At 64.7% G+C, this 23769-nt stretch carries 22 protein-coding genes; 10 read left to right on the top strand and 12 right to left on the bottom strand.

The features are described from left to right. Nucleotides 1-16 precede the first annotated feature (16 nt). Nucleotides 17-967: a bifunctional Delta(1)-pyrroline-2-carboxylate/Delta(1)-piperideine-2-carboxylate reductase gene (gene lhpI, locus AB7A72_RS22880; protein ID WP_312460415.1), complete on the bottom strand. Its 951-nt coding sequence runs from the start codon at nucleotides 965-967 to the stop codon at nucleotides 17-19. Nucleotides 968-1166: 199 nt separating this feature from the next. Between lhpI and AB7A72_RS22875 the strand changes: the two genes are divergently transcribed. Next, entirely contained in the window at nucleotides 1167-1781 is a 615-nt protein-coding gene (locus AB7A72_RS22875; protein WP_312527151.1) for a helix-turn-helix domain-containing protein, read from the top strand. An 85-nt stretch (nucleotides 1782-1866) separates the two neighbouring features. Here AB7A72_RS22875 and glnK read toward each other — a convergent pair whose 3' ends face one another. From glnK to AB7A72_RS22860, 3 genes are all read right to left on the bottom strand, one after another. Continuing rightward, entirely contained in the window at nucleotides 1867-2205 is a 339-nt protein-coding gene (gene glnK, locus AB7A72_RS22870) for a P-II family nitrogen regulator (RefSeq protein WP_116925027.1), read from the bottom strand. Between the two features lie 132 nt (nucleotides 2206-2337). Next, a complete protein-coding gene (locus AB7A72_RS22865; RefSeq protein ID WP_369461257.1) occupies nucleotides 2338-3795 on the bottom strand; it encodes a SulP family inorganic anion transporter in 1458 nt (485 codons plus the stop codon). Nucleotides 3796-4088: 293 nt separating this feature from the next. Beyond that, on the bottom strand, nucleotides 4089-5744 hold the full coding sequence (locus AB7A72_RS22860; protein WP_312836145.1) for an NAD+ synthase: 1656 nt from the start codon (nucleotides 5742-5744) through the stop codon (nucleotides 4089-4091). A 196-nt stretch (nucleotides 5745-5940) separates the two neighbouring features. Between AB7A72_RS22860 and AB7A72_RS22855 the strand changes: the two genes are divergently transcribed. The 3 genes from AB7A72_RS22855 to AB7A72_RS22845 all read left to right on the top strand — a co-directional run bounded on the left by AB7A72_RS22855 (nucleotide 5941) and on the right by AB7A72_RS22845 (nucleotide 8646). Then, on the top strand, nucleotides 5941-7014 hold the full coding sequence (locus AB7A72_RS22855) for a threonine aldolase family protein (protein ID WP_369461256.1): 1074 nt from the start codon (nucleotides 5941-5943) through the stop codon (nucleotides 7012-7014). A gap of 43 nt (nucleotides 7015-7057) precedes the next feature. Next, complete coding sequence (locus AB7A72_RS22850) at nucleotides 7058-8275, top strand: GNAT family N-acetyltransferase (protein ID WP_369461255.1); 1218 nt, start codon at nucleotides 7058-7060, stop codon at nucleotides 8273-8275. 173 nt (nucleotides 8276-8448) lie between these two features. Further along, nucleotides 8449-8646 (top strand): CsbD family protein, encoded by a 198-nt coding sequence (locus AB7A72_RS22845; protein WP_239808772.1) that lies wholly within the window; start codon nucleotides 8449-8451, stop codon nucleotides 8644-8646. Between the two features lie 250 nt (nucleotides 8647-8896). Here AB7A72_RS22845 and AB7A72_RS22840 read toward each other — a convergent pair whose 3' ends face one another. Continuing rightward, on the bottom strand, nucleotides 8897-9583 hold the full coding sequence (locus AB7A72_RS22840; RefSeq protein ID WP_369461254.1) for an RBBP9/YdeN family alpha/beta hydrolase: 687 nt from the start codon (nucleotides 9581-9583) through the stop codon (nucleotides 8897-8899). Nucleotides 9584-9764: 181 nt separating this feature from the next. Next, entirely contained in the window at nucleotides 9765-10691 is a 927-nt protein-coding gene (locus AB7A72_RS22835; protein WP_239808774.1) for a LysR family transcriptional regulator, read from the bottom strand. A 193-nt stretch (nucleotides 10692-10884) separates the two neighbouring features. On the opposite strand from AB7A72_RS22835, the gene AB7A72_RS22830 reads away from it, so the two are divergent. The 3 genes from AB7A72_RS22830 to AB7A72_RS22820 all read left to right on the top strand — a co-directional run bounded on the left by AB7A72_RS22830 (nucleotide 10885) and on the right by AB7A72_RS22820 (nucleotide 13767). Continuing rightward, nucleotides 10885-11520 (top strand): FMN-dependent NADH-azoreductase, encoded by a 636-nt coding sequence (locus AB7A72_RS22830; RefSeq protein ID WP_369461253.1) that lies wholly within the window; start codon nucleotides 10885-10887, stop codon nucleotides 11518-11520. 333 nt (nucleotides 11521-11853) lie between these two features. Continuing rightward, nucleotides 11854-12732 (top strand): DMT family transporter, encoded by an 879-nt coding sequence (locus tag AB7A72_RS22825; protein WP_239808776.1) that lies wholly within the window; start codon nucleotides 11854-11856, stop codon nucleotides 12730-12732. A 321-nt stretch (nucleotides 12733-13053) separates the two neighbouring features. Next, nucleotides 13054-13767, top strand: a complete 714-nt coding sequence (locus tag AB7A72_RS22820) for a Crp/Fnr family transcriptional regulator (protein WP_021025131.1) — start codon at nucleotides 13054-13056, stop codon at nucleotides 13765-13767. Nucleotides 13768-13953: 186 nt separating this feature from the next. Here the strand turns inward: AB7A72_RS22820 and rnhA are convergent, their stop codons facing one another. Together rnhA and AB7A72_RS22810 are read right to left on the bottom strand one after the other, a co-directional pair. Continuing rightward, nucleotides 13954-14403 carry a ribonuclease HI gene (gene rnhA / locus AB7A72_RS22815; protein WP_027010474.1) on the bottom strand — a complete coding sequence of 150 codons (450 nt, stop codon included), beginning with the start codon at nucleotides 14401-14403 and terminating at the stop codon, nucleotides 13954-13956. 97 nt (nucleotides 14404-14500) lie between these two features. Then, nucleotides 14501-15406 carry a class I SAM-dependent methyltransferase gene (locus tag AB7A72_RS22810; RefSeq protein WP_369461252.1) on the bottom strand — a complete coding sequence of 302 codons (906 nt, stop codon included), beginning with the start codon at nucleotides 15404-15406 and terminating at the stop codon, nucleotides 14501-14503. On the opposite strand from AB7A72_RS22810, the gene gloB reads away from it, so the two are divergent. From gloB to AB7A72_RS22795, 3 genes are all read left to right on the top strand, one after another. Further along, nucleotides 15405-16178 carry a hydroxyacylglutathione hydrolase gene (gene gloB, locus AB7A72_RS22805; RefSeq protein ID WP_369461251.1) on the top strand — a complete coding sequence of 258 codons (774 nt, stop codon included), beginning with the start codon at nucleotides 15405-15407 and terminating at the stop codon, nucleotides 16176-16178. The genes AB7A72_RS22810 and gloB overlap by 2 nt on opposite strands. Then, complete coding sequence (locus tag AB7A72_RS22800) at nucleotides 16178-17728, top strand: transglycosylase SLT domain-containing protein (protein ID WP_312460458.1); 1551 nt, start codon at nucleotides 16178-16180, stop codon at nucleotides 17726-17728. The genes gloB and AB7A72_RS22800 overlap by 1 nt, the downstream gene beginning before the upstream one ends. A gap of 113 nt (nucleotides 17729-17841) precedes the next feature. After that, nucleotides 17842-18174: a tetratricopeptide repeat protein gene (locus AB7A72_RS22795; RefSeq protein WP_369461250.1), complete on the top strand. Its 333-nt coding sequence runs from the start codon at nucleotides 17842-17844 to the stop codon at nucleotides 18172-18174. A 92-nt stretch (nucleotides 18175-18266) separates the two neighbouring features. On the opposite strand, the gene gsiD is transcribed toward AB7A72_RS22795, so the two are convergent. The 4 genes from gsiD to AB7A72_RS22775 form a co-directional block, all read right to left on the bottom strand. Then, entirely contained in the window at nucleotides 18267-19229 is a 963-nt protein-coding gene (gene gsiD / locus AB7A72_RS22790) for a glutathione ABC transporter permease GsiD (protein WP_312460463.1), read from the bottom strand. A 15-nt stretch (nucleotides 19230-19244) separates the two neighbouring features. Further along, on the bottom strand, nucleotides 19245-20165 hold the full coding sequence (gene gsiC, locus AB7A72_RS22785) for a glutathione ABC transporter permease GsiC (protein WP_239808781.1): 921 nt from the start codon (nucleotides 20163-20165) through the stop codon (nucleotides 19245-19247). Between the two features lie 3 nt (nucleotides 20166-20168). Continuing rightward, a complete protein-coding gene (gene gsiB / locus AB7A72_RS22780; RefSeq protein ID WP_239808782.1) occupies nucleotides 20169-21701 on the bottom strand; it encodes a glutathione ABC transporter substrate-binding protein GsiB in 1533 nt (510 codons plus the stop codon). Between the two features lie 100 nt (nucleotides 21702-21801). After that, nucleotides 21802-23706, bottom strand: coding sequence for a dipeptide ABC transporter ATP-binding protein (locus tag AB7A72_RS22775; protein ID WP_369461249.1), 1905 nt, complete (start codon nucleotides 23704-23706; stop codon nucleotides 21802-21804). Nucleotides 23707-23769: the final 63 nt, after the last annotated feature.

Below are 23769 nucleotides of genomic sequence, written 5' to 3'. Positions count from 1 at the left end.
CGCCCGGGCACGGGTATCAAGCGGCTGCGGCGCTAAAGGCGTCAAAGGCCAGCGATGCGGCTGCCAGGTCCTCCAGGGCCGTGCCCACGGCCTTGAACAGGGTGATCTCATCGGCGCTGCGGCGGCCCGCATGCTGGCCACGGCACAACTGCTCCAACGTAGCGGCCAGGCGGCCCGGCTCCCAGGCGCCGCTGGCAATCGGATCGAGGATGTCCCCGGCTTTCATCAGCGCTTCCGGGGTATCGACAAAGACCGTGGCGCGGGCAAAGCAGGCGTCATCGCTCTCGCGCATCGCCGGTGTAAAGCTGCCGATCAGGTCCAGATGGGCACCGGGCTGCAGCCATTCGCCGCGCACCAGCGGTGCCGTGGACAACGTGGCGCAGCTGATGATGTCGGCCTGGCGCGCCGCCTGCTCCAGGTCGGTGGCGACCGAGGCCTGCAGGCCCTGCGCCTGCAGGCGTTCCACCATCGCTTGCGCAGCCTCGGGGCGGATGTCCCAGACCTGCACTTCCTGGATATCGCGCACGCAGCGGTAGGCATCGGGCAACAGGCTGGCCACGCGGCCGGCGCCTGCCACCAGCAAACGGCGGGCATCAGGGCGGCTGAGCCAGCGCGCCGCCAGCGCCGATGCCGCAGCGGTGCGGCGCGAGGTGATGGCATCGCCATCCAGCACCGCCAGCGGGGCGCCGGTGGCTGCGTCATAGAGGATGAAGACCGAGTGCAGACCGGGCAGGCCGCGCGCCTGGTTGCCGGGGAAGATCGATACCGTCTTGACCCCAATGCGCTTGCCGGTCTGCCACGCCGGCATCAGCAGCATGATGCCGTCTTCCGTACGGGTCTCGCCCGCGATGGCGTGGTTGTGGCGCAGTGGCACTTCGCAGCCCGCGATGAACATCTGTTCGAGACTGTCGATCAAGGCTGCCATCGGCAAATGCTGGGTGGTGTGGCTGAAGTCAAGGATTTGCATGCGGCGCGATAAATTTACTAAAGAGGATTAATTTTCGTATACGAAATTTAATGCAGTTTGAGACAATAAATTTCTTGAAATAGCTCTTTTCATCTAGGGTTTACCCGAAAATTGGGCCTAAAACGCGGCCGCCAGCGCTGCGCTGCCCCACGGGCCGGCGCACGCACCCCTACACTGGCGAGCACCACAAGAGCCTGCCATGCCCCACGCCCCCCTGCCCCACCACAACGCCGGCACCGATGCCACCACCGATGTGCTGGCCACCAAATTGCGCCTGCTGCGGCGCAACGCCGATCTGACCTTGCAGCAGCTGAGCCAGCGCTGCGGTATCTCGGCCTCGGCGCTGTCCAAGATCGAGCACGGCCAGCTCTCCCCCACCTATGAAAAGATTGCGGCGCTCGCGCGCGGGCTGGATGTCGATGTGGGCGAGCTGTTCAGCCCGCTGCAACAAACGGGCCTGCGCGCCCGGCGCAGCGTCACCCGCAGCGGCGCAGGCCTGGTGCATGCCACGCCGCAGTACGTCTACGAACTGCTGCACGCCGACCTGGCCGACAAGCGCTTTATTCCGTTGCTGACCACGATCAAGGCCCATGAGCGCAGCGCCTTTCCCCAGTTGCTGAGCCACGATGGCGAAGAGATGCTCTACGTGATGCGCGGCACGGTAGTCGTGCATACCGACAGCTATGCGCCGCTGGAGCTGGCCGCTGGTGACTCCTGCTATTTCGACAGCGTCATGGGCCATGCCTGCATCTCGGGCGGCGATGAGGATGCGCAGGTGCTGTGGATCTGCTCGCACACCACGATCAAGCCTTGAACCCGCTGCCCAGCGACCGGCAGCAGACATGAAAAAAGCGCCTGGGTGACCCAAGGCGCTTTTGCGAATGCAGGTGCTGTTGGGATCAGACCGCCGCTTCGTCCAGATCACCGGTACGGATACGGATCACACGCTCGATCTCGGTGACGAAAATCTTGCCGTCACCGATCTTGCCGGTACGGGCCGCATTGACGATCGCGTCCACACAGCGGTCCACGTCCTCGTCCTTCACGGCGACTTCAATCTTCACCTTGGGCAGAAAGTCCACGACATATTCCGCACCACGGTACAGCTCGGTGTGGCCCTTCTGGCGGCCAAAGCCCTTGACTTCGCTGACCGTCAGACCGGTCACGCCCACATCCGCCAGAGCTTCACGCACCTCGTCCATCTTGAAAGGTTTGATAACGGCGGTAATCATTTTCATAAGGCTCTCCAGGGATGGGCATATACACGCTGCGCTGGCAACGCGCGCAGCAACTGGGGCTATTGTGCGTCAAGATTCCGCCGCCGGCACCTCCAGGGCCAAATCTCCGGCAGCAGTCGCATGGCGCGCTGGCTATGCCCCGTCCAGGCACAGATCCAGCCGGGCAGCCAGCGCCTGGCTCTGGGCATTGAGGCCCGTCACCTGCACCACGCTGCCATGCTTGCGCAGCCGCGCGCATACCTTGCTAAGCGCCTGCACTGCGGTGATGTCCCAGAGATGCGCCTGGGCCATGTCGATGCGCACCGGCCGGGCCTCGATCTCGCGCACATCAAAGGCATCGACGAGCAGATCGGCCGATGCAAAGAACACCTGGCCGCGCACGGCATAGACCAGTCCGGCCTCGCCGCTGCGCTGCACCTGCAGCAGCCCGGACACCTTGAACATGAAGAACACCCCGCTGAGCAGCACGCCCACGGCCACACCGGCAGCCAAGTTGTGGGTGGCGATGGTGACCACCACGGTGGCCAGCATGACGAGGCTCGACAGCTTGGGATGCCTCAGCAGCGCGCGGGCCGATCCCCAGTCCAGGGTCGAGGCTGACACCATGACCATGACCGCGACCAGCGCCACCACCGGCACCTGCGCCACCCAGGGCTTGAGCAGCACCATCAAACCCAGCAGAAAGGCACCGGCAAACAAGGTGGACAGCCGGCCACGCCCGCCATAGCGCACATTGCTCACGCTCTGGCCGATCATGCCGCAGCCCGCAATGCCGCCAAAGCAGCTGGCCGCCACGTTGGCCAGGCCCAGCCCGCTGCATTCGCGGTTCTTGGCGCTGGGCGTGTCGGTCTGCTCATCGACCACGCTGGCGGTCATCAAGGATTCGAGCAGGCCCACCATTGCGATGGCCAGCGCCGGCAGCGCAATCAGCTGCAGGGTCTGCCAGGACAGCGGCACATCGGGCAGCGCCCAGCGGGGCAAGGTATCGGGCAAGTGGCCCAGGTCCGCCACGGTCTTGAGCGGCAGGTCCAGCGCATGGGCCACGCCCGTCAGCACCAGGATGCAGATCAGCGGCGACGGAATGGCCGTGCTGATGCGCGGCAGGCCATAGATGACGGCCAGGCCCAGCGCCAGCATGGCCCAGGTGGCGCCATTCGCACCCACCAGATGCGGCAGCTGGGCCGCAAAAATAAGAATGGCCAGCGCATTGACAAAGCCGGTGCGCACCGAGCCCGAGACAAAGCGCAGCAGCACCCCCAGGCGCAGCCAGCCAAACAGCATCTGCATGGCACCGGCCAACAGGCCGGCGGCAAACAGGTACTGCACGCCATGGGCCTGCACCAGCGGTGCGGCCACCAGGGCCACCGAGCCCGCAGCCGCCGACACCATCGCCGGCCGCCCACCCGCAAAGGCAATCACGATGCTGATGACAAAGGAAGCAAACAGCCCCACCGACGGATCGACACCGGCGACAAAGGAAAAGGCGATGACCTCGGGGATCAGCGCAAACGTGGCGACTGCGCCGGCCATCAGCTCGCGCGGCACACTCGGCGCCCACTGGGCGCGGAAATAATGAAGAAAAGGGGACATGGCAACGCGCGCACCCGGCAGCGCCGGGTACCGCTCCAAAAAAGACGGAGGAATGGCGGCAGCACAGGCAGGCTGCGCAATGCCGCGAACAACGAAAGCGAAGGATGGCGCGCCGCGCTATGGCGGATGGCGCCGCGAAAAGCCCGACTGGCGCGTGGCCACCAGGCGTGCGATGCGCGCGCGCACAAAGCTCTGGAAGCGCGCAGCCCCCAGCTGCCACGCAGCAAGCGCGAGGGCTGGGCAGGCACAGCGCATCAAGGGCATGGGCGAGGCGTGGGGCGCAGCCTGGCCGCTCAGCCCCGGAAACCGTTGGTGATGGGGTAGCGCCAGTCGCGGCCAAAACCCCGGGCCGACAGGCGTGGGCCCACGGCGGCCTGGCGGCGCTTGTATTCATTGATGCGGATCAGGCGCACCACCCGCTCCACATCGGCGCGGGGGTAGCCGGCGGCCACGATGCTGTCGATATCGGCATCCTGCTCCATGTAGCGCTCGATGATCGCATCGAGCACCTCATAGGGCGGCAGGCTGTCCTGGTCCTTCTGGTCCGGGCGCAGCTCGGCACTGGGCGGGCGGGTGATGATGCGCTCGGGGATGGGGTTGCGGCCGGTGCCATAGGGGTCATGGGCATTGCGCCAGCGCGCCAGCTCGAACACACGGGTCTTGGGCACATCGCGCAGCACCGCAAAGCCGCCCGCCATGTCGCCGTACAAGGTGCAGTAGCCGGTGGCCATCTCGCTCTTGTTGCCAGTGGTCAGCACGATGGAGCCAAACTTGTTCGACAAGGCCATCAGCAAGGTGCCACGGATGCGGGCCTGCAGGTTTTCCTCGGTCGTGTCTTCGGCACGGCCGGCAAAATCATGCGCCAATGCGGCCTTGAAGGCCTCGAACTGCGGCGCAATCGAAATCTCCTCATAAGCCACCGACAGGCGCTCGGCCATCTCGCGCGCATCGATCCAGCTGATGTCGGCCGTGTACGGCGACGGCATCATCACGGTGCGGACCTTGTCGGCCCCCAGCGCATCGACCGCAATCGCCAGCACCAGCGCTGAATCGATACCGCCGGACAGGCCCAGCACCGCACCGGGGAAGCCGGTCTTGCCCAGGTAGTCGCGCACCGCCACCACCAGTGCTTGCCACAGCTGCTGGTTGGTATCACCGGGCGCAGCCACGGGGCCGGACAGTTGCAGACCGGTGGCCGTGGCCTGCACCTGCACCGACAGCAGATGTTCGTCAAAACCCGGCGCGCGGGCAGCCACCTGCCCATCGGCATTCAGCGCGAAGGAGTGGCCATCGAACACCAGCTCGTCCTGCCCGCCCACCAGGTGGGCATAGACCAGCGGCAAGCCGGTTTCGCGGCAGCGCTCGGCCAGCAAGGCCTCGCGGTGGCCGGGCTTGTCCATCTGGAACGGCGAGGCATTGATGACAGCCAGCAACTGCGCGCCCGCCGCCTTGGCCGCACGCGCGGGCTGGCTGGCCCAGGCGTCTTCGCAGATCAGCAGGCCAATGCGATGGTCTGCGACCTCGAAGACGCAGGTCTGCGAGCCTTCGACAAAGTAGCGCGTCTCGTCAAATTCCCGGTAGTTGGGCAGCAGCTGCTTGCGGTAGCTGGCGACCACCTGGCCGGCACGCACCACGCTGGCGGCGTTGTAGCAGCGGCCGTGGGCCGCATGCTGCGCTGCCTGCGGGTGGCCCAGCACCACCGTCAGATCCGGCCATTGCGTGCTGGCCTGCACCACCTGGGCCACCGCCGCATCGCAGGCCGCCAGGAACGAGGGGCGCTGGAACAGGTCTTCGGCGGCATAGCCGCAAATGCCCAGTTCGGGCGTCAGCAACAGCTGCACCCCCTGGGCGGCAGCCTGGGCCGCTGCATCAATGATCTTGCGGGCATTGCCCGGCATATCACCCACAACAAAGTTCAGCTGGGCGCTTGCGATGGAAAAATGGGACATGGATGACTCGATGGCAAGGGGGCAGCGCACCAGAGCCACAACGAGAGTGGGCAAGGCCCGCGCCTGGTGCAGCCAAAGAGTCTAGCCTACAAACCACAAGGCCTGCGCAGCGGCGCGCAAAACCCGCCAATCCGGCACCGCTGTCCCGGAGTTTGCGGGCAGAATCAGACTTTTGCACCACTACCTGCAGCGTCCCATGAACTTTGGCAGCGACAACCAAGCCGGCGTCTCCCCCCGCATCCTGCACACCCTGGTCGAGGCCGCCAGCGGCATCCAGTCCGCCTACGGCAACGACGAGTGGAGCCAGCGCGCCGAGCACATGCTGGGCGAGGCCTTTGGCACCCCGGTGAAAGTGTTCTTCGTCACCACCGGCACAGCGGCCAACTGCCTGGCGCTGTCCACCATTGCCCAGCCCTGGAACGCCGTGGTCTGCCACCACATGGCCCACATCGCGGTCGACGAGAACAGCGCCCCCGCCCTGTTCACCGGCGGCGCCAGCCTGCTGCCGATAGCCACGGACAACGGCAAGATCAGCGCCGGAGACCTGGCCGCCTTTGTGGCGCGCACCCCCCATGACGCCCCCCATAACATGGTGATCAGCGCGCTGAGCATCTCCCAGGTGACCGAGAACGGCCTCGTCTACCAGCCGCAGGAGATGGCCGCGCTGGCCACCCAGGCGCATGCCCTTGGCCTGCGCGTGCACATGGATGGCGCGCGCTTGGCCAATGCCGTCGCTGCGCTCCAGTGCCACCCCGGCGATATCACCTGGCGCGCCGGAGTCGATGTGCTGAGCCTGGGTGCCTCCAAGAACGGCGCGCTGATGGCCGAGGCGGTCGTGTTCTTCGACCAGGCGCTGGCCCAGAACTTCTCGCTGCGCATCAAGCGCAGTGGCCAGCTGGTCTCCAAGAGCCGCACCATCGGCGCGCAGTTCTGCGCCTGGCTGGAAGGCGGCCACTGGCTGGAGCTGGCCCGCCACGCCAATGCGATGGCGTCCAAGCTGTCTGCCGCGCTGGCCGCAACGCCCGGCGTGCGCCTGAGCTGGCCCACCCAGGCCAACGAAGTGTTTGTGCTGATGCCCATCGCGCTGTATGAACAGCTGCGCGCCCAGGGCGTGCGCTGCACCGACTGGTACGCCAGCAGCGTGCCGGCAGGTACCCAGCTGCAGGCGGGTGAGGTGGTGGTGCGCTTTGTCAGCTCCTGGTCCAGCACCGACGAGGAGATCGCCGCGCTGATGGACCTGGTGCACAGCCACCAGCGCCAAGCCGCATAACCTGCGCTGTGCAGTGGCGCGGCAGGCAGACCACAATCGGGCCATGACCTCGCTGCCCGCCGACCCCACGCCCGCACCCCACCCCAGCCTGGAGCTGCGCATTCTGCCCAGCATGGCAGAGTTCGATGCCTCCGCCTGGGATGGGCTGCTGGCCATGCAGCAGCGCCCCACCCCCTTCATGCGCCACGCCTATCTGCAGGCGCTGGAGGTCAGCGGCAGCGCTACTGCAGAGAGTGGCTGGCAGCCTTGCCACCTGAGCCTGTGGCAGGGCGGCGCGCTGGTGGGCGCCTGCCCGATGTACCTCAAAGGCCATTCCTACGGCGAGTATGTGTTTGACTTTGCCTGGGCGCGGGCCTATGCCGAACATGGCCTGGACTACTTTCCCAAGGCGGTCATCGCGGTGCCCTTCACACCTGTGCCCGGCAGCCGCCTGCTGGTGGCCGATGACAGCTTGCGCGCCCCGCTGCTGCATGCCGCTACCCAGTTTTGCGGGGAGCAGGAGATCTCGTCGCTGCACCTGCTGTTTGGCGCTGCGCCCGATCTGCAGGCGGCGCAAGACATTGCGCTGATGCAGCGCGAGAACGTGCAGTTCCACTGGCACAACCGCGATGTCCTGGCCGGCGATGCCGGGCCCTACGCCGACTTCGATGATTTTCTGGCCGGGCTGCAGCAGGACAAGCGCAAGAAGATTCGCCAGGAGCGGCGCAAGGTGCAGGCGGCCGGCGTGACGTTTCGCCATGCCTGCGGCACGCAGATCCGCGAAGCGGATTGGGACTTCTTCTACCAGTGCTATGAGCGCACCTATCTGGAGCATGGCAACGCGCCCTACCTGACCCCGGCTTTTTTCGCCGCAATGCGCACACAGATGCCCGAGAACTGGCTGCTCTTCATCGCCGAGCGCGAGGGCCGCCCCATCGCTGCCAGCCTGATCGCCATCGACGCGCCAGGCACGGGGCCGCGCCACGCCTATGGGCGCTACTGGGGAGCCATCGAGCGGGTGGACTGCCTGCACTTTGAAGCCTGCTACTACCAGCCGATTGAATGGTGCATACGCCAGGGCCTGCAATGCTTTGAAGGCGGCGCGCAAGGCGAGCACAAGATGGCCCGTGCGCTGATGCCGGTACGCACCCCCAGCGCCCACTGGCTGGCCCATGCCGGTTTTGCCCAGGCGGTCGAGCGCTACCTGGCGCGCGAATCACAGGGCATGGCGGAATACCAGCGCGCGCTGCAGGAGCACAGCCCGCTCAAGCATCCGCAATAAGGCCGGCCCCGGCGCCATTGGCCCCTGCCCAAGTTGTAATTAATTTTGTCGCCCGGCAGCTGTGCGTTGCGGTTGTCGGCGATACCGCACAGCAAGCACAAGGCTGCACTGACAAGGCCTGGCACAGCGGCTGCGCACAATGGCTACACCTCAACCAAGCAAGGAGTGACACCATGAACAAGGACCAAGTCGTAGGCAAGATCAAGGACCTCGCAGGCGAAGCACAAGCGGGTGTCGGCAAGGCCATCAACAGCCCCAGCCAGATTGCCAAGGGCAAGGCACTGGAAGCAGAAGGCGAAATCCAGAAGAAAGCCGGTGACGTGAAAGAGACTTTGAAGGATGCCGCGGACGCGGCCAAGAAGCGCCTCTGAGCCTCATCGCGCATCGGGGTGTAACAACGGCCTTGATGAACGTCACTAACTCATACAAATTACCGACATTGGGGCGTCCAAATTAAGGCAATATAAGCCTATTGATTCAACCGAACCCCTCCTTGGCCAGCATTCATTGCTGGCATTTTTTTGCCTGCAGCACAAGTGCAGGCAGCGCAAACAGCGCCCGCGCCTGCCCCTGAGGCATGCCCCGGGCATCAACGCAAAAAAGGGATTTGGCAGCGAGGAATCAGGCCGAATGCGCCTGCACCGGCGCCAGGGCCGCCAGCGCGCCCAGCAAGGCCCAGCCCAGTGGCCATTCGCCATGGCCGGACTCCACATTGATATGGCCGGCCGAGGGCACGCGGACAAAGGTACTGCCCCAGCTCTTGGCATAGGCGCTTGCCATGCGGATCGGGCAATAAGGGTCGTTGCTGCTGGCAGCCACAATGCTGGCGAAGGGCAGCGGGTTGGCCGGCACGGGTGTGAAGTCCTCAAACAGCGCACGGCGCTCCGGATCGGCCGGCGCCACAAACAAGGCGCCGGCAATGCTCCCTGCCGCCTTGCTGCGCAGTTGCTCGACCGCATGCACGCTGGCAATACAGCCGAGCGAATGGGCCACCAGGATGACCGGGTGCGGCGCGACCGCAATGGCCTCCTCCACACTGGCAACCCAGGGGCTGCGATGGGGTTGCAGCCAGTCCTCCTGCTCCACCCGGACGGCGCCCGCAATGCGCGCGGCCCATAGGCTTTGCCAGTGGCCCGGGCCGGAGTTGCGCCAACCCGGCACGATCACCACCGAGACGGGAGCCCCCGTCTCTGCTTCGCCGCGCCAGCCTGGCTGCACAAGGTGCTGGCCATTGAGGTGGGCGGCCGCAATGGCCGCATGGCGGGGCGGGGTGGAGGGGTTGAGCGTGACAAGACAGGCACCAGACATGGATGCATTGTCAAAGCAGCACCTTAGATCAACAACGACTATTTTTGAGTATTGTTATTTCAAAAAATCATATCCAACCCGCCTCCGCCGGAAGGCCATGGACCGACCCCAGCGCAGCAGACGTGTTGCAGCCGTCGCCGAACGGGTTCAGCCCACGGCAGGACGTGCTGAACCCGCGCCCTCAGGTGCCATCGACCTGGCCAATGCGCTGCAGTGGCAGGTTCTCGCCCATGAAGTCCAGAAACGCGCGCTGCGCTGGCGCCATATTGCGACGCGAGACGAAGGCCGCATGCAGAATGCCTTCAGGGATGCTCCAGCCCGCGAGCAATTCGACCAGGTCGCCATTGGCTACCTCATCGCGCACCATCGCTGCGGGCATCCAGCAGGCGCCGATACCGTCGAGCACCGCGTACTTCAAGGTCACCAGGTCATCGGCCACATAGCGCGCCTGGTGGTGGATGGTCACATGCTCGCCTTCGGGGCCTACCAGCTGCAAGGTGCTGTTGCCATCGGCACTGGTCAGCGACATGGTCGGGATCTTGCTGCCCAGGTCCTGCGGGGTTTGCGGCACACCGTGCACGGCCAGCAGCTCGGGGCTGGCCACCAGGCGCTGGCGCGTCATGCCCAGGCGCTTGACCACCAGGCTGCCGCTGTCGTTAAGGTTGGCGCGCACCCGCAGCGCGACATCGATGCCCTCCTCGATCAGGTTGATGGTGCGGTTGGTCACCAGCATCTCGATGCGCACCTTGGCATAGGTGCGCAAAAACGCCGGCAGCAGTTTGCCCACCGCGCCCTGGGCCAGGGTCACCGGGCAGGACACCCGCACCGTGCCCGAGGGCTCGCGCTGGGTCTGTTCCATCTCGGCCTGGGCATTCTGCGCCGCCTCCCGGGCGGTCTGGGCATGGCGCAAAAAGGTCTCTCCCGCATCGGTCAAGGACAGCCGGCGCGTCGTGCGCTGCAGCAGCCGCACGCCCAGCTGGGCCTCCAGATCGGCAATGCGGCGCGACAGCCGCGACTTGGGCACGCCCAGCGCGCGGCCAGCCGCAGCAAAGCCGCCGCGCTCGACCACTTCGGCAAAGTAGTACATGTCGTTGAGGTCGTATTTCATCGTGAGAAGCAGCGTGAGCGCGGTCTGCGCAGGCGGATAGACGGCAAAAAAGTTCGCCCATCATAGTTCTAAAAATAGAACAATCCAACCCACTTCCGCCCCTTAATCCGGCCCGCGCAGAGTGACAAAATTCGTCCACTGGCAAAAATGCTGCGAGTGCAGCAAAAGCCATGACCTGCTTGAAGGACCGACCATGAAACTGCTGCATATCGATTCGTCCATCCTGGGCGCCAACTCCGTCTCCCGCCAGCTGAGCGCCGAAGCCGTCAAGGCCTGGGTGGCCGTGCATCCCAACACCCAGGTTCAATACCTGGACCTGGCCGTCAATACACCACCCCATCTGAGCGCCGATGCGCTGGGCTTTCGCACCGGCCAGGAGGCCAAGACCGAAGCAGAGCGTGCGCAAAATGCCATCTCCGAAACCCTGGTGAGCCAGTTGCTCGACGCCGACGTGCTGGTCATTGGCGCGCCTTTCTACAACTTCAGCATCCCCACCCAGCTGCGCAGCTGGATCGACCGTGTGCTGCAAGGCGGCCGCACCTTCCGCTACACCGCCAACGGCCCTGAAGGCCTGGCCGGCGGCAAGAAGGTGATCGTGGTCGAATCGCGCGGCGGCATCTACTCCACCAGCGAAGGCGGCCGCGCGATGGAGCACCAGGAAAGCTACCTGCAAACCATCTTCGGCTTCATCGGCATCACCGATGTGCATTTCGCCCGCGCCGAAGGCCTGGCCATGGGCCCTGAAGCCCGCGCCGCTGCCATCAGCAAGGCCCAGGCAGAGATTGCCCAGGCCGTGGCCACGCCGCTGCAGCAGACCGTAGCGGCCTGAGTGCCTGGCGCTTGAACAGCCGGAGGCTGGGCGCCCAGCGCGCCCGTTCTCCGGCTGCGGCCCGGCACCTGCCACCCAGTGTCACGGGCCCAGGGATCCTTTGCAGAACCCTCGCCAAGCGGGATGGACGCGGATCGCCGAGACCGCGTTCAGACCACAGCAGAGCGTTTTGCAGAGGGATCCCTATTGCCGATCTGAAGAAGCCTTCCGATCGGCTTTTTTGCGCCTGCATGACAAGCTAGGCCGCTGAATCAGCCTATTGATGCGGTGACAGAAAAATTGTCAACCCGTGGTTACAATCGGCCGCCTCTGCTGCGCTAAAACTGCCTTTTCATGAGCCAACTCGGTATCGTCCTGCACGTGTGCGGGCTGTGGATTCTCTCCAGCCTCGATGCCAGCGGCAAGCTGCTGGTCGTCGCGGGCGTGCCGGTGCTGATGGTGGCCTGGTTCCGCTATGTCGGCCATGTGGTGCTGATGGGTGTGCTGGTGCTGCCCAGGCGCGGCATGGGGCTGTTCCGCACCCAGTCGCTCTCGCGCCAGATCCAGCGCTCGGTGCTGATGATTGCCACCACCTTGCTGTTCTTCCATGTGCTGGGCATGGTGCCGCTGGCCGAGGGCACCGCGATGAATTTCATGGCGCCGCTGTTGGTGATGGCCTTGGCACCCTGGCTGCTGGGCGAGCGCCCTGGCTGGCACCGCTGGGCGGGCGTGGTGCTGGGCTTTGTCGGCATGCTGGTGGTCATCCGCCCGGGCGGGCAGTTGTCCACCGAGGGCGCGATCTGGGGTGTGGTGACGGCCAGCACCTTTGCGCTGTTCCAGATCAGCACACGCCGCGTCGCTGCGGACGACCCGCTGACCAGCAATCTCTATGGCGGGCTGTTTGGCGCGTTGGTGCTGAGCGCCCTGCTGCCCTTTTTCTGGCAGCAGCTGGATCTGACGGTCTGGCAATGGCTGCTGCTGGCCTCCACCGGGCTGTCCGGCTTCGTCGGCCACTGGTTGCAGATCACTGCATACAGCAAGACCAGCGCCACCTTGCTGGCACCGTTCAACTACCTGCAGATCGTCTCTGCCACCACATTGGGCTGGTTGATTTTTGGCCAGTTGCCCGACGCGGCAACCGCTGCCGGCATGGCCTTGATCTGCTGCGCGGGCCTGGGCGTGGTGCTGGTCGAAGTCTGGCAACAGCGCTTGCGCAAGCGCCTCTCCGCCTGAAGACACAAGAGGGAAAGCGCTGAAGCGCCGTCCAATACCCCAGCGTTTAAGACCAGCTTCACCATTGAAGAAGTACCCCTTCGCCAATCGCGCACACCGGGGAAACCCAAATATCAAATTGATAGCTATATACGCAAACCCAATGGACGGATAAGGCCCATTCGTTGCACACGCACAGGTTGCAAAACCGGTCAACTTGGATTGCCGTGCAGCGGAGAGGCCGGGGTGACAATTAACAATTTGGCGGCGATGCTATACATTCGGTGATGACCGTCGCACAAGCGACAAAATTCATAATTCCAGTCACCGAGACGACATGCCATGGACGACCCCATCCTGACCCCCGAAGAGCGCGAAGCCATCAATACAGGGCGCTGGTTCAGCACCCTCTCGCCGACTTTGCGCCACGACATTCTGCGCTGCGCCTATGTCAAGCGCTTCAAGGACGGCGGATTGATTTTCTCGCGCGGCGATGAGCCCGAAGAGTGGGTCTCCGTGGCCCGGGGCTCGGCCCGTGTCAGCTCGGCGTCGTTGACCGGCAAACAGATCACGTTGACCTATGTCGAGCCAGGCACCTGGTTTGGCGACGTGGGCCTGTTCGATGACGACAGCCGCACCCATGACGTCTACGCCCATGGCGAGACCACGCTGGTCTGCGTCAGCAAGGCAGATTTTCAACGCATCCTGCAGACCCATGTGGAGTTCTACCAGGCGCTGGCGCGCATGCATGCGCGCCGCATCCGCAGCCTCTACGGCATGGTGGAAGACCTCAACACGCTGCCGCTGCGCGCACGCCTGGCCAAGCAGCTGCTGCACCTCTCGCGCAGCTATGGCGTGCCCGGCAAGGAAAGCAGCGAAACCCGCATCGGCCTGCAACTGGCCCAGGAAGAGCTGGCCCAGCTGCTGGGCGCCTCGCGCCAGCGGGTGAACCAGGAGCTCAAGTCGATGGAACGCGAGTCTTCGATCCGCATCGAGCCTTCGGGCCTGACGGTGCGTGACAGCAATGCGCTGCGCCGCATTGCGGCGTCGGAATAAGTTCGCGCCAGCTACTCGGCACCCCGCCCACCCGCTGCGCATCGCGGTGGGCCCGTGCCGAACGGCATGTCTAGAAGACGCCGTAGCGGTAGGCCACATACAAAGCGGCCAGCACACCGACAACGGCCAGAATGCGCATGATGCGTCCCATCGCTCGCTCTCCCCTATTTGTATTGCTAAAAGGGCTCAGCCCCGGCCCAGCGCCATCGCGACACCCCGGTTGGCCAGCGCGTCGGCACGCTCATTGCCCGGGTCACCCGCGTGGCCCTTGACCCAGTGCCAGGTGATGCGGTGCTCGCCGCCATGCACCAACGCATCGAGGCGCTGCCAGAGGTCGACATTCTTGACGGGCTCCTTGCTGGCAGTGCGCCAACCCTTGGCCTTCCAGCCGGTGATCCATTCGGTGATGCCTTTGCGAACGTACTGGCTGTCCAGGTACAGCTGCACGTCGCAGGGGCGCTTCAAGGCTTCGAGCGCCTGGATCACCGCCATCAGCTCCATGCGGTTGTTGGTGGTGCCCAATTCACCCCCGAACAGCTCCTTCTGCGCTGTGCCAGCGCTCAGCAAAGCGCCCCAGCCGCCTGGGCCAGGGTTGCCCTTGCAGGCACCGTCCGTATAAATCACCACTTGGTTCACACCCACTCCTTGGCACACAGCCACGATTACAGGGGGCCACTATAAGCGCATTTGCAACCCCTCTGCAGCCTGTTTGCAGGGCTGTGGCAGCCCCCGTTCAAACCGTGGGCGTACCCGCCGTGGGGTTGTGCGCGGGCGCTGCATCGCCGCGGCGATGGGTTTCCGTGAGCCCTTCGCGCACGGCCACCGCTGGTCGGGCTGCCGGGCTGGGGACCGCAGGCTTCCAAGGCACTGGCAGCTTGCGCACACCCGCGACCTTTTTGACCGCTTCGACAAAATACACGCCGCCGAGTATCGGCCAAGCCGTTGGCCCCAGACGGTCCATCCATTCCCAACGCGCCAGCCAGGCATCGCTGCGCATCGCCGGCCGGAAACAGCCAAAGCTGGCGCTTTGCAGCTCCAGATCCAACAGCTTGAGCCAGTCACGCAAGCGGCCATAACCGATCAGGTTGTGGTCATCGGGCATCGGCGGCAGCTTCTGCAAACCGGGAATGCGGCGGCTCCAGGTGTGCATGCCCCAGAGACTGGCCGGGTTGATGCCGCTGATCAGCACGCGGCCCTCGGGCACCATCACACGGGCCACCTCGCGCAACACCGCATGCGGGTCGGCACTGAGCTCGAGCGTATGGGGCAGCAGCACCAGGTCCAAGGTATCGGCGCCAAACGGCAGCGCATGGGCATCACACAGCAAGCCGGCCGTCACGGCCTCAGCGGGCGTTGCAGGCAGGCCCACATCACTTTGTAAAGGCGGCGCAAAGCGCTTTACATCTGCCAGTCTGCTCTGCTGCCACTGCGCCATCTGTTCGTTCGACTCCAGCGCGAGCCAGCGGTGGGGCGTGCGATTGTTGCGCAGCCCCTGCAGCGGGAAAAGTCCCATCTGCAGGCTATGGAAGCCAAAAATATCGGCCACCGCATCGTCGTAACATGTTTGCTCCCAGGACAGCATGTAGCTGCCCAGCGGCGTCTGCCACCAATTTTGCGTGCCTATAATTTGGTCATTCATGCATCTGTTACCTCTGCCCGCTTTCAACGACAACTACATCTGGCTGCTGCACAACGGACAGCACGCGCTGGTCGTCGACCCTGGCCAGGCCGCGCCCGCGCTTGCGGCGCTGCGCCGCCTTGATCTGCAGCTGCAAGCCATTGTAGTGACCCACCACCACGGCGACCACACCGGCGGCGTGGCCGAGCTGCGCGAGGCCACCGGCGCCCGGGTCTACGGCCCCGCGACCGAGGACATTCCCCAGCCCTGCGAGCCCCTGCGGGGCGGCGATGGGCTGGCGCTGCTGGGCCTGCAGTGGCAGGTGATCGATGTGCCCGGCCATACCGCCGGGCATATTGCCTATTACTGCGCCGATGTGGCAGGACAACCGGTGCTGTTCTGTGGCGATACCTTGTTCTCAGGCGGCTGCGGCCGCCTTTTTGAAGGCACGCCTGCGCAGATGCATGCCTCGCTGTCGGCACTGGCTGCGCTGCCCGCCGATACGCAGGTCTGCGCTGCCCATGAGTACACACTCTCCAACCTGCGCTTTGCGCAGGCCGTAGAGCCCGACAACCAGGACGTCGCCCGCTATCTGGCGCACTGCGAGCAGTTGCGTGAACGCGGCGAGCCGACCCTGCCGGCGCAGCTTGGCAACGAGCTGCGCATCAACCCATTCCTGCGCAGCAGCCTGGCCCCTGTGGCCCGCGCTGCCCAGCAGTTCGATCCCTCCACCCCTAGCAGCGACCCGGTCGCCGTTTTTGCCGCGCTGCGTCGCTGGAAGAACCAATTTTGATGAAGCATCTGTACCTGTGGAGCCTGAGCGCCCTACTCGCCCTGACCGGCTGCGCCACCACCGAGACCGGCGGCCCGAATACCCCGGCAGCAGGTGACACCCCGAAGACCAGTTCGGCGCCGCACACCCCCAGCTACCCCAGCGGCCCCCTCAGCCCCATCAGTGCGGCCAACCTCCAAGGCAATGGCGCCGTCACCAGCCTGGCGGTGCCGGAAGATCTCTGGGATCGCATCCGGCGCGGCTTTGCGATGCCCGATCTGGAAAACGACCTGGTCAGCAACCAGGAGCAGTGGTACGCCAGCCGTCCCGATTACATCCAGCGCATGACCGCGCGCTCGTCCAAGTACATGTTCCACATCGTCGAGGAACTGGAGCGCCGGGGCATGCCGACCGAGCTGGCACTGCTGCCCTACATCGAGAGTGCCTACAACCCGCAGGCAGTCTCCAGTGCCAAGGCGGCCGGCATGTGGCAGTTCATGCCCGCCACCGGCACCTATTTCGATCTGAAGCAGAACATGTTCCGCGACGACCGGCGCGATGTGCTGGCCTCGACCCGCGCAGCGCTGGACTACCTGCAAAAGCTCTACAACATGTTTGGCGACTGGCACCTGGCACTGGCAGCCTACAACTGGGGGGAAGGCAGCGTGGGCCGCGCGCTAGCGCGCAACCAGAAGCAAGGTCTGGGGGGCGCCTACACCGACCTGAGCATGCCCGACGAGACACGCAACTACGTCCCCAAGCTGCAGGCGGTCAAGAACATCATCGCCCATCCCGAGCGCTTCCAGGCTGAGTTGCCGCTGATCGAGAACCACCCCTACTTCCAGGCCGTGACCCTGGACCGCGACATCGACACCGCCCAGGTGGCCGAGATGGCCGGCGTCACGATGGATGAGCTCAAGTCGCTCAACCCCTCCTTCAACCGCCCCGTGATCTTCAAGGCCGGCACACCGCAGGTGCTGCTGCCCTGGGACAATGCGAATGTCTTCCGCCGCAACCTGCAGGCCCATGAAAAAGGCCAGTACGCGAGCTGGACCGTCTGGACCGTGCCCAGCACGATGACGGTGGCCACTGCCGCCGGCATGGTCGGCATGAGCGAGAACGACCTGCGCGCGGTCAACAACATTCCGCCACGCATGATGGTCAAGGGCGGCTCAGCGCTGATGGTGCCGCGCTCGGCCGCCGTCAAGCAGGATGTCTCCAGCCACCTCGCCGACAACGCCCACATCGCGCTGACCCCGGAAGTCGTCACCCGCCGCACGACCGTCAAGGCGCGCAAGGGCGATACCGTCGCCCGCGTGGCCCAGCGCTACCGGGTCACCGCCGCACAGGTCGCCGATTGGAATGATGTCGGCGTCAAGAGCGCCTTCAAGGTGGGCCACCAGGTCGTGCTGTACATGCCCGTGCGCGTAGGTGCTGCACCGGCAGCACGCGGCGGCCAGGCTGCGCGCGGCAGCCGCAGCAGCACGGCCAAACGGCCGGCGGTGCGCCAGACAGCGACCCAGAAGGCCCCCTCCAAGCGCAGCACCAGCACCACGAAGAAAAAGCGCTGAGCAAGCCCCTAAAGCCCCACCACAAGACGCTCCCTGGAGCGTCTTTTTTTATGCGCACAGACTCTGCGGACAAAGGCCTGGCACTATGCTGGGCGCAACACCGAGGAGACCGCATGCGCGAAGGATTGGAAAAACTGCTGGCCAAGGGACAGGACAGCGCTGTTCTGCGCTTTGGCCTGGGCCAGGCCTGCTTGAAGGAAGAGGACTATGCGGCCGCAGCGCTGCACCTGGCGCAGGCCGTCAAGCAGAATCCGCAGTACTCCGCCGCCTGGAAGCTGCTGGGCAAGGCCCAGCTGGAGTCGGGTGCAGCGGATGCCCGCACGCAAGCCCAGGCCAGCTGGCAGCAAGGCCTGCAGGTGGCAGAGCAGCACGGGGACACGCAGACGGTCAAGGAGATCACGGTGTTCCTCAAACGCATGCACAAAGCCGCTGGCGGAGCTGCTTGAGCGGCGCTGATCGCCGATAAAAAACGGCAAGGCCTGGAAGGCGCTTGCCGTTTCTGGATGGCAGCTGGCCAGCAACTGCCAGCTGCCGATGATCAGTTGTCCAGCTTGGGGTCCAGCGCATCGCGCAGGCCATCGCCCAGCAGGTTGAAGGCCAGCACCGTCACAAAGATCGCCAGGCTCGGGAACAGGGCCACATGCGGGGCATTGAGCATATCGCTGCGCGCCTCGTTCAGCATGGCGCCCCACTCCGGCGTCGGCGGCTGCGCGCCCATGCCCAGAAAGGACAGGCTGGCAGCGGTGATGATCGAGGTGCCGATACGCATCGTCAGGTAGACCACCACGGAAGACACGGTGCCCGGCAGCAGGTGGCGCAGCATGATGACCCGGTCGGGCGCGCCAATGGAGCGCACCGCCTCGATGTAGGTCTGCTGCTTGAGCGCCAGTACATTGCCGCGCACCAGGCGGGCAAAGGCGGGCACGCTGAACACGGCCACCGCCATGATCACATTGATCATGCCGTTGCCCAGGATGGCGACGATGCCGATGGCCAGCAAGATGCCGGGGAAGGCAAACAGCACATCGGACATGCGCATCACGCAGCGGTCCCACCAACCCTCGTAGTAGCCGGCCAGCAGGCCCAGGATGGCGCCGATCACCGCGCCAATGGCCACCGACACAAAGCCGGCTGCCAGCGAGATGCGCGCACCCACGAGGATGCGGCTGAAGATGTCACGGCCCAGCGAATCGACGCCAAACCAGTGCTTGGCGGTGGGGGGTGAGTTCAGCGCGTCGTAGTCAAAAAAGTTCTCGGCATCATAGGGCACGATCCACGGTGCCAGGATGGCCACCAGCACCAGTGCGATGATGAAGACGCCAGCGAACAAGGCCAGCTTCTGGCGCTTGAACTTGCGCCAGAACTCGGCCATCGGCGTGCGCATGCGCGTCGATGCGGCCAGGTTGGCAGGCAGAGACGGCGTGGCAACGCTGGCGGCAGGTACGGTGGTGGCCGCCGCCACGGCGCGGTCGGCAGATTCAGGAGCGTTCGGAGTATTCATGGCCAAAGCACCTGCTTAGCGGTAACGGATGGTGGGGTTGATCCAGGCATAGAGCAGATCGACCACCAGATTGATCAGGATGAATTCCAGCGAGAACAGCAGCACGAGGGCCTGGATGATCGGGTAGTCGCGCATCTCGACCGCATCGACCAGCAAGCGGCCCATGCCCGGCCAGTTGAACACCACCTCGACAACGATGGAGCCGCCCAGCAGGAAGCCGAACTGCAGGCCCATCATCGTCACCACCGGAATCATCGCATTGCGCAGGCCATGCTTGATGACGACCACAGTCTCCTTCAAGCCCTTGGCGCGCGCGGTGCGCACATAGTCCTCTTTGAGGATGTCGATGAAGGAGCTGCGGGTAAAGCGCGCCATCACCGCGGCCACAGCAGCGCCCAGGGTCAGCGACGGCAGCACATAGTGCTTCCAGCTGTCGGCGCCCACGGTGGGCAGCCAGCCAAGCTTGACCGAGAAATACTGCATCAGCAGCATGCCCAGCGCAAACGACGGGAACGAGATGCCCGACACCGCCAGGGTCATGCCCAGGCGATCGGGCCACTGGTTGCGCCAGACGGCCGAGACAATGCCCAGGAACATGCCCAGCACCACCGACCAGGCCATCGCCACGACGGTGAGCCAGAAGGTCGGGCCAAAGCGCTCGGCAATCTCTTGCGAGACCGGGCGCTTGGTCCGGATGGATTTTCCAAAATCGCCCTGCAACGCATTGCTGAAGAAACGGACGAACTGCTGGTGCAGGGGCAGGTCCAGCCCCAGGTCCTTGCGGACCAGTTCGATCGTCTCCGGGCCGGCTTCGGGGCCAGCCGCCAGGCGCGCGGGGTCACCGGGCAGCATGTGCACAAAACCAAAGACCAGCACCGCCACGATGAGCAGTGTCGGTATCAGCCCGAGCAAGCGTTTGAGCAGGTAGCGATACATGGATTACTTCAGGTCGACATCGGTGAAATTGAAGTTGCCGTCCGGGATCACGTAAAAGCCCGACAGCTTCTTGGACTTGGCAGACACCAATTGCTCAGTGTTCAGGAAAATCCAGGGCGCGTCCTTCCAGATCTTTTGCTGTGCATCGGCATAGATCTTGCCGCGCTCGGCCGCATCGGTGGTCACCAGCGCCTTGGCAATGCCGGCATTGACTTCGGCGTTGTTGTAGTACGCAGTGTTGAAGCCGCGTGGAGGCTGGCTCTCACCGGCCAGCAGTGGGCGCATCGCCCAGTCGGCTTCGCCGGTGGACGAGGACCAGCCCACGTAGTACATGCGCACGGCGGCCTTGCTCGCATCCTGCACCGATTCCACTTCCGCGACGCGCTGGCCTGCTTCCAATGCGCGCACCGTTACCTTCACTCCCACCTGGGCCAGTTGCTGCTGCGCAAACTGGATGACCTTCTGGGCCGTGGAGTGGTTGTAGGCCGACCACAAGGTGCTCTCAAAGCCATTGGGGTAACCGGCTTCCTTCAGCAAGGCCTTGGCCTTGGCAGGATCGTAGGGCCAGGGGCCCAGCTTGGTGGCAAATTCCACACCCTTGGGCAGCACGCCTTCGGACGGGATGGCATAGCCGGCAAACGCCACCTTGGCCAGTGCTTCCTTGTTGATCGCGTAGTTCAGCGCCTCACGCACCTTGGGGTTGTCGAAAGGCTTTTGCGTGGTGTTCAGCGAGATGTAGCGCGCAATGATCGAAGGCGCCACGACGATGTCAAGGTTGGCATTTTTCTTGAGGTTTTCAACTGCTTCGGGCGGCACGCTGAAAGCGAACTGCGCCTCACCGGTCTGCATCATCGACGAGCGGGTGTTGTTGTCCACCACGGGGCGCCAGGTGATCGAATCCACCTTGGGCAGGCCGGACTGCCAGTAGCCATCAAACTTGCTGACCTTGACATAGTCCGAGGGCTTCCACTCGACGAACTTGAAGGGGCCGGTGCCCACGGGATGCTGCGCAATGTCCTTGCCATACTGCTTGAGCGCAGCGGGCGAGATGATCACGCCCGAGGGGTGGGCGAGCGAGTTGACGAAAGGCGCAAACTGTTCCTTGAGCGTGAACTTGACCGTGTGCTCGTCCACCGCCTCGGTCTTGGCAATGTTCTTGTACAGGTTGTAGCGCTTGAGCTTGTTGTCCGGGTTGGTCACGCGGTCAAAGTTGGCCTTCACCGCTTCGGCGTTGAAAGGGGTGCCGTCATGGAACTTCACGCCGCTGCGCAGCTTGAAGGTGTAGACCAGACCGTCCTTGCTCACGTCGTAGCCGGTGGCCAGCACCGGGATCATCTTCATGTCCTTGTCGAAGCTGTACAAGCCTTCGTAGAAGGACTTGGCCATCGCTTGCGACAGGGTGTCATTGGCGTCATAGGGGTCCGTCGTCGTGAAAGACGAGTACACCGCCACCGTCACATCCTTGGCGGCAAACGCCGGCAAAGCCGAGCCCGCCAGCAGCATGGCTGCGGCGATCGAAGTCAAACGTCGTTGCATATCAACTCTCCTCTTCAGGTTTTGCATCGGCTGGCCCACCACGGCGGCGACCAGACCCACTACATTCTTGGCATTACGCACCTTGGCACACTGCGCAGACTCACGCCGGCTGCAGATCCTGCACTTCGCCCGCTGGCACCGCAGGCTGGGGCATCTCCTGCGCCACCCAGTGGCCCGGGCCCACCTCGCGCATCGGCAGCACGCGTGGCGGGTCATCCACGCCACGCACGGGGCTGGGGATCTCGGCCACATTCAAGGTGTGCTTGCGGCGCTGCGTCGGGTCGGCAATCGGCACGGCCGCCATCAGGCGCTTGGTATAGGGGTGCTGCGGGTTCTCGAACACCGCGCGGCGCGGGCCGATCTCGACGATCTGGCCCAGGTACATGACAGCCACGCGGTGGCTGACACGCTCCACCACGGCCATGTCATGCGAGATGAACAGAAAGGCAATGCCAAACTCCTGCTGCAGGTCCATCATCAGGTTGATGATCTGTGCGCGGATCGACACATCAAGGGCCGAGACCGCCTCGTCGGCAATCACCACCTTGGGGTTCAGCGCCAGTGCACGGGCAATGGCAATGCGCTGGCGCTGGCCGCCCGAGAACTCATGCGGGTAGCGGTTGGCGGCAGCCGGTGGCAGGCCCACCTTCTCCAGCAGCCACTCCACCTTTTTCTCGGCCTGCTCGCGCGGCAGCAGCTGGTGGATCAGCATGGGCTCCAGAATGCTGTAGCCCACGGTCAGCCGAGGGTCGAGCGAGGCAAACGGGTCCTGGAAAATGAACTGGATATCACGGCGCAGCGCTTGCAGTTGCGCGCCCTGCAGCTTGGCAATATCGCGCCCGGCCACCTGCACATCGCCGGACTGGAAATCGATCAAACGGGCCAGCGCGCGGCCGGTGGTGGACTTGCCGCAACCGGATTCGCCGACCACCGCCAGGGTCTCGCCCGGCTGCAGGCTCAGGCTCACCTGCTCGACCGCATAGACCTGGCGCTTGACACCGCCAAACAGGCCTTCCTTGATCGGGAAACGCGTGACCAGCTTGTTGACCTGCAGCACCGGCTCGCCCGCTTGCACGGTCGATGGCTGGGCTGCGGGCGCCTCGGCCTGCGTGCTCTGGCCCAGCAGGCTGAAGCGCTCGGGCAGATCCTTGCCGCGCATGGCGCCCAGCTGCGGCACGGCGGCCAGCAGGTTGCGGGTGTAGGTCTGCTGCGGGTTGGCAAACAGCTGCACGCAGTCCTGCTCTTCCACCTTGTCGCCACGGTACATCACCAGCACGCGGTCGGCCACCTCGGCGACCACGCCCATGTCGTGAGTGATGAAGATCACGCCCATCGACATCTCGCGCTGCAGCTCCTGCACCAGCGCCAGAATCTGGGCCTGGATGGTCACATCCAGCGCCGTCGTCGGTTCATCGGCAATCAGCAGCGAGGGCTTGCACGACAGCGCCATCGCAATCATCACGCGCTGGCGCATGCCGCCCGACAGCTGGTGCGGGTGGCGCGTGAGCACATTGCGCGCCTCCGGAATGCGCACCAGCTCCATCATGCGCAGCGCCTCGGCCATTGCGGCGCTGTTGGACTTGCCCTGGTGCAGGCGAATCGATTCTGCAATCTGCTCACCGACGGTGAACACCGGGTTCAGCGAGGTCATCGGCTCCTGGAACACCATCGCCATATCGGCCCCGCGCACCTGGCGCATCTGCGCTGGCGTGGCCTTGGCCAGGTCGATCGTGCCGGCATGGCGGCCGCGCAGCAGCATCGAGCCGCTGTCGATCTGGCCGCCACCGGTTTCCACCAGCCGCATCAGCGCCAGCGATGTGACCGACTTGCCCGAGCCCGATTCGCCCACCACCGCGAGGGTCTGGCCGGCATAGACATCGAGGTTCAGGTTCTTGACCACCTGCACCCGCCCCTGCTCGGTCTTGAAGCTCACGGACAGATCCCGCACCTGCAAAACGGGCGGCGTCAGGTCATCGTGCACGGGAGTAGAACTGGGGTTGGACATAGGTAGATGGGGCAGTGCGGGACTTCGGAAAGAAGGCACGAGCCGTAATGCAGGACAGGCACC

The sequence above is a fragment of the Comamonas sediminis genome, from assembly GCF_041107495.1.
Taxonomy (GTDB): Bacteria; Pseudomonadota; Gammaproteobacteria; order Burkholderiales; family Burkholderiaceae_C; genus Comamonas; species Comamonas sediminis.
The sequence above is the reverse complement of the archived record's forward strand: the minus strand, read 5'-3'. Positions and strand labels throughout refer to the sequence as shown.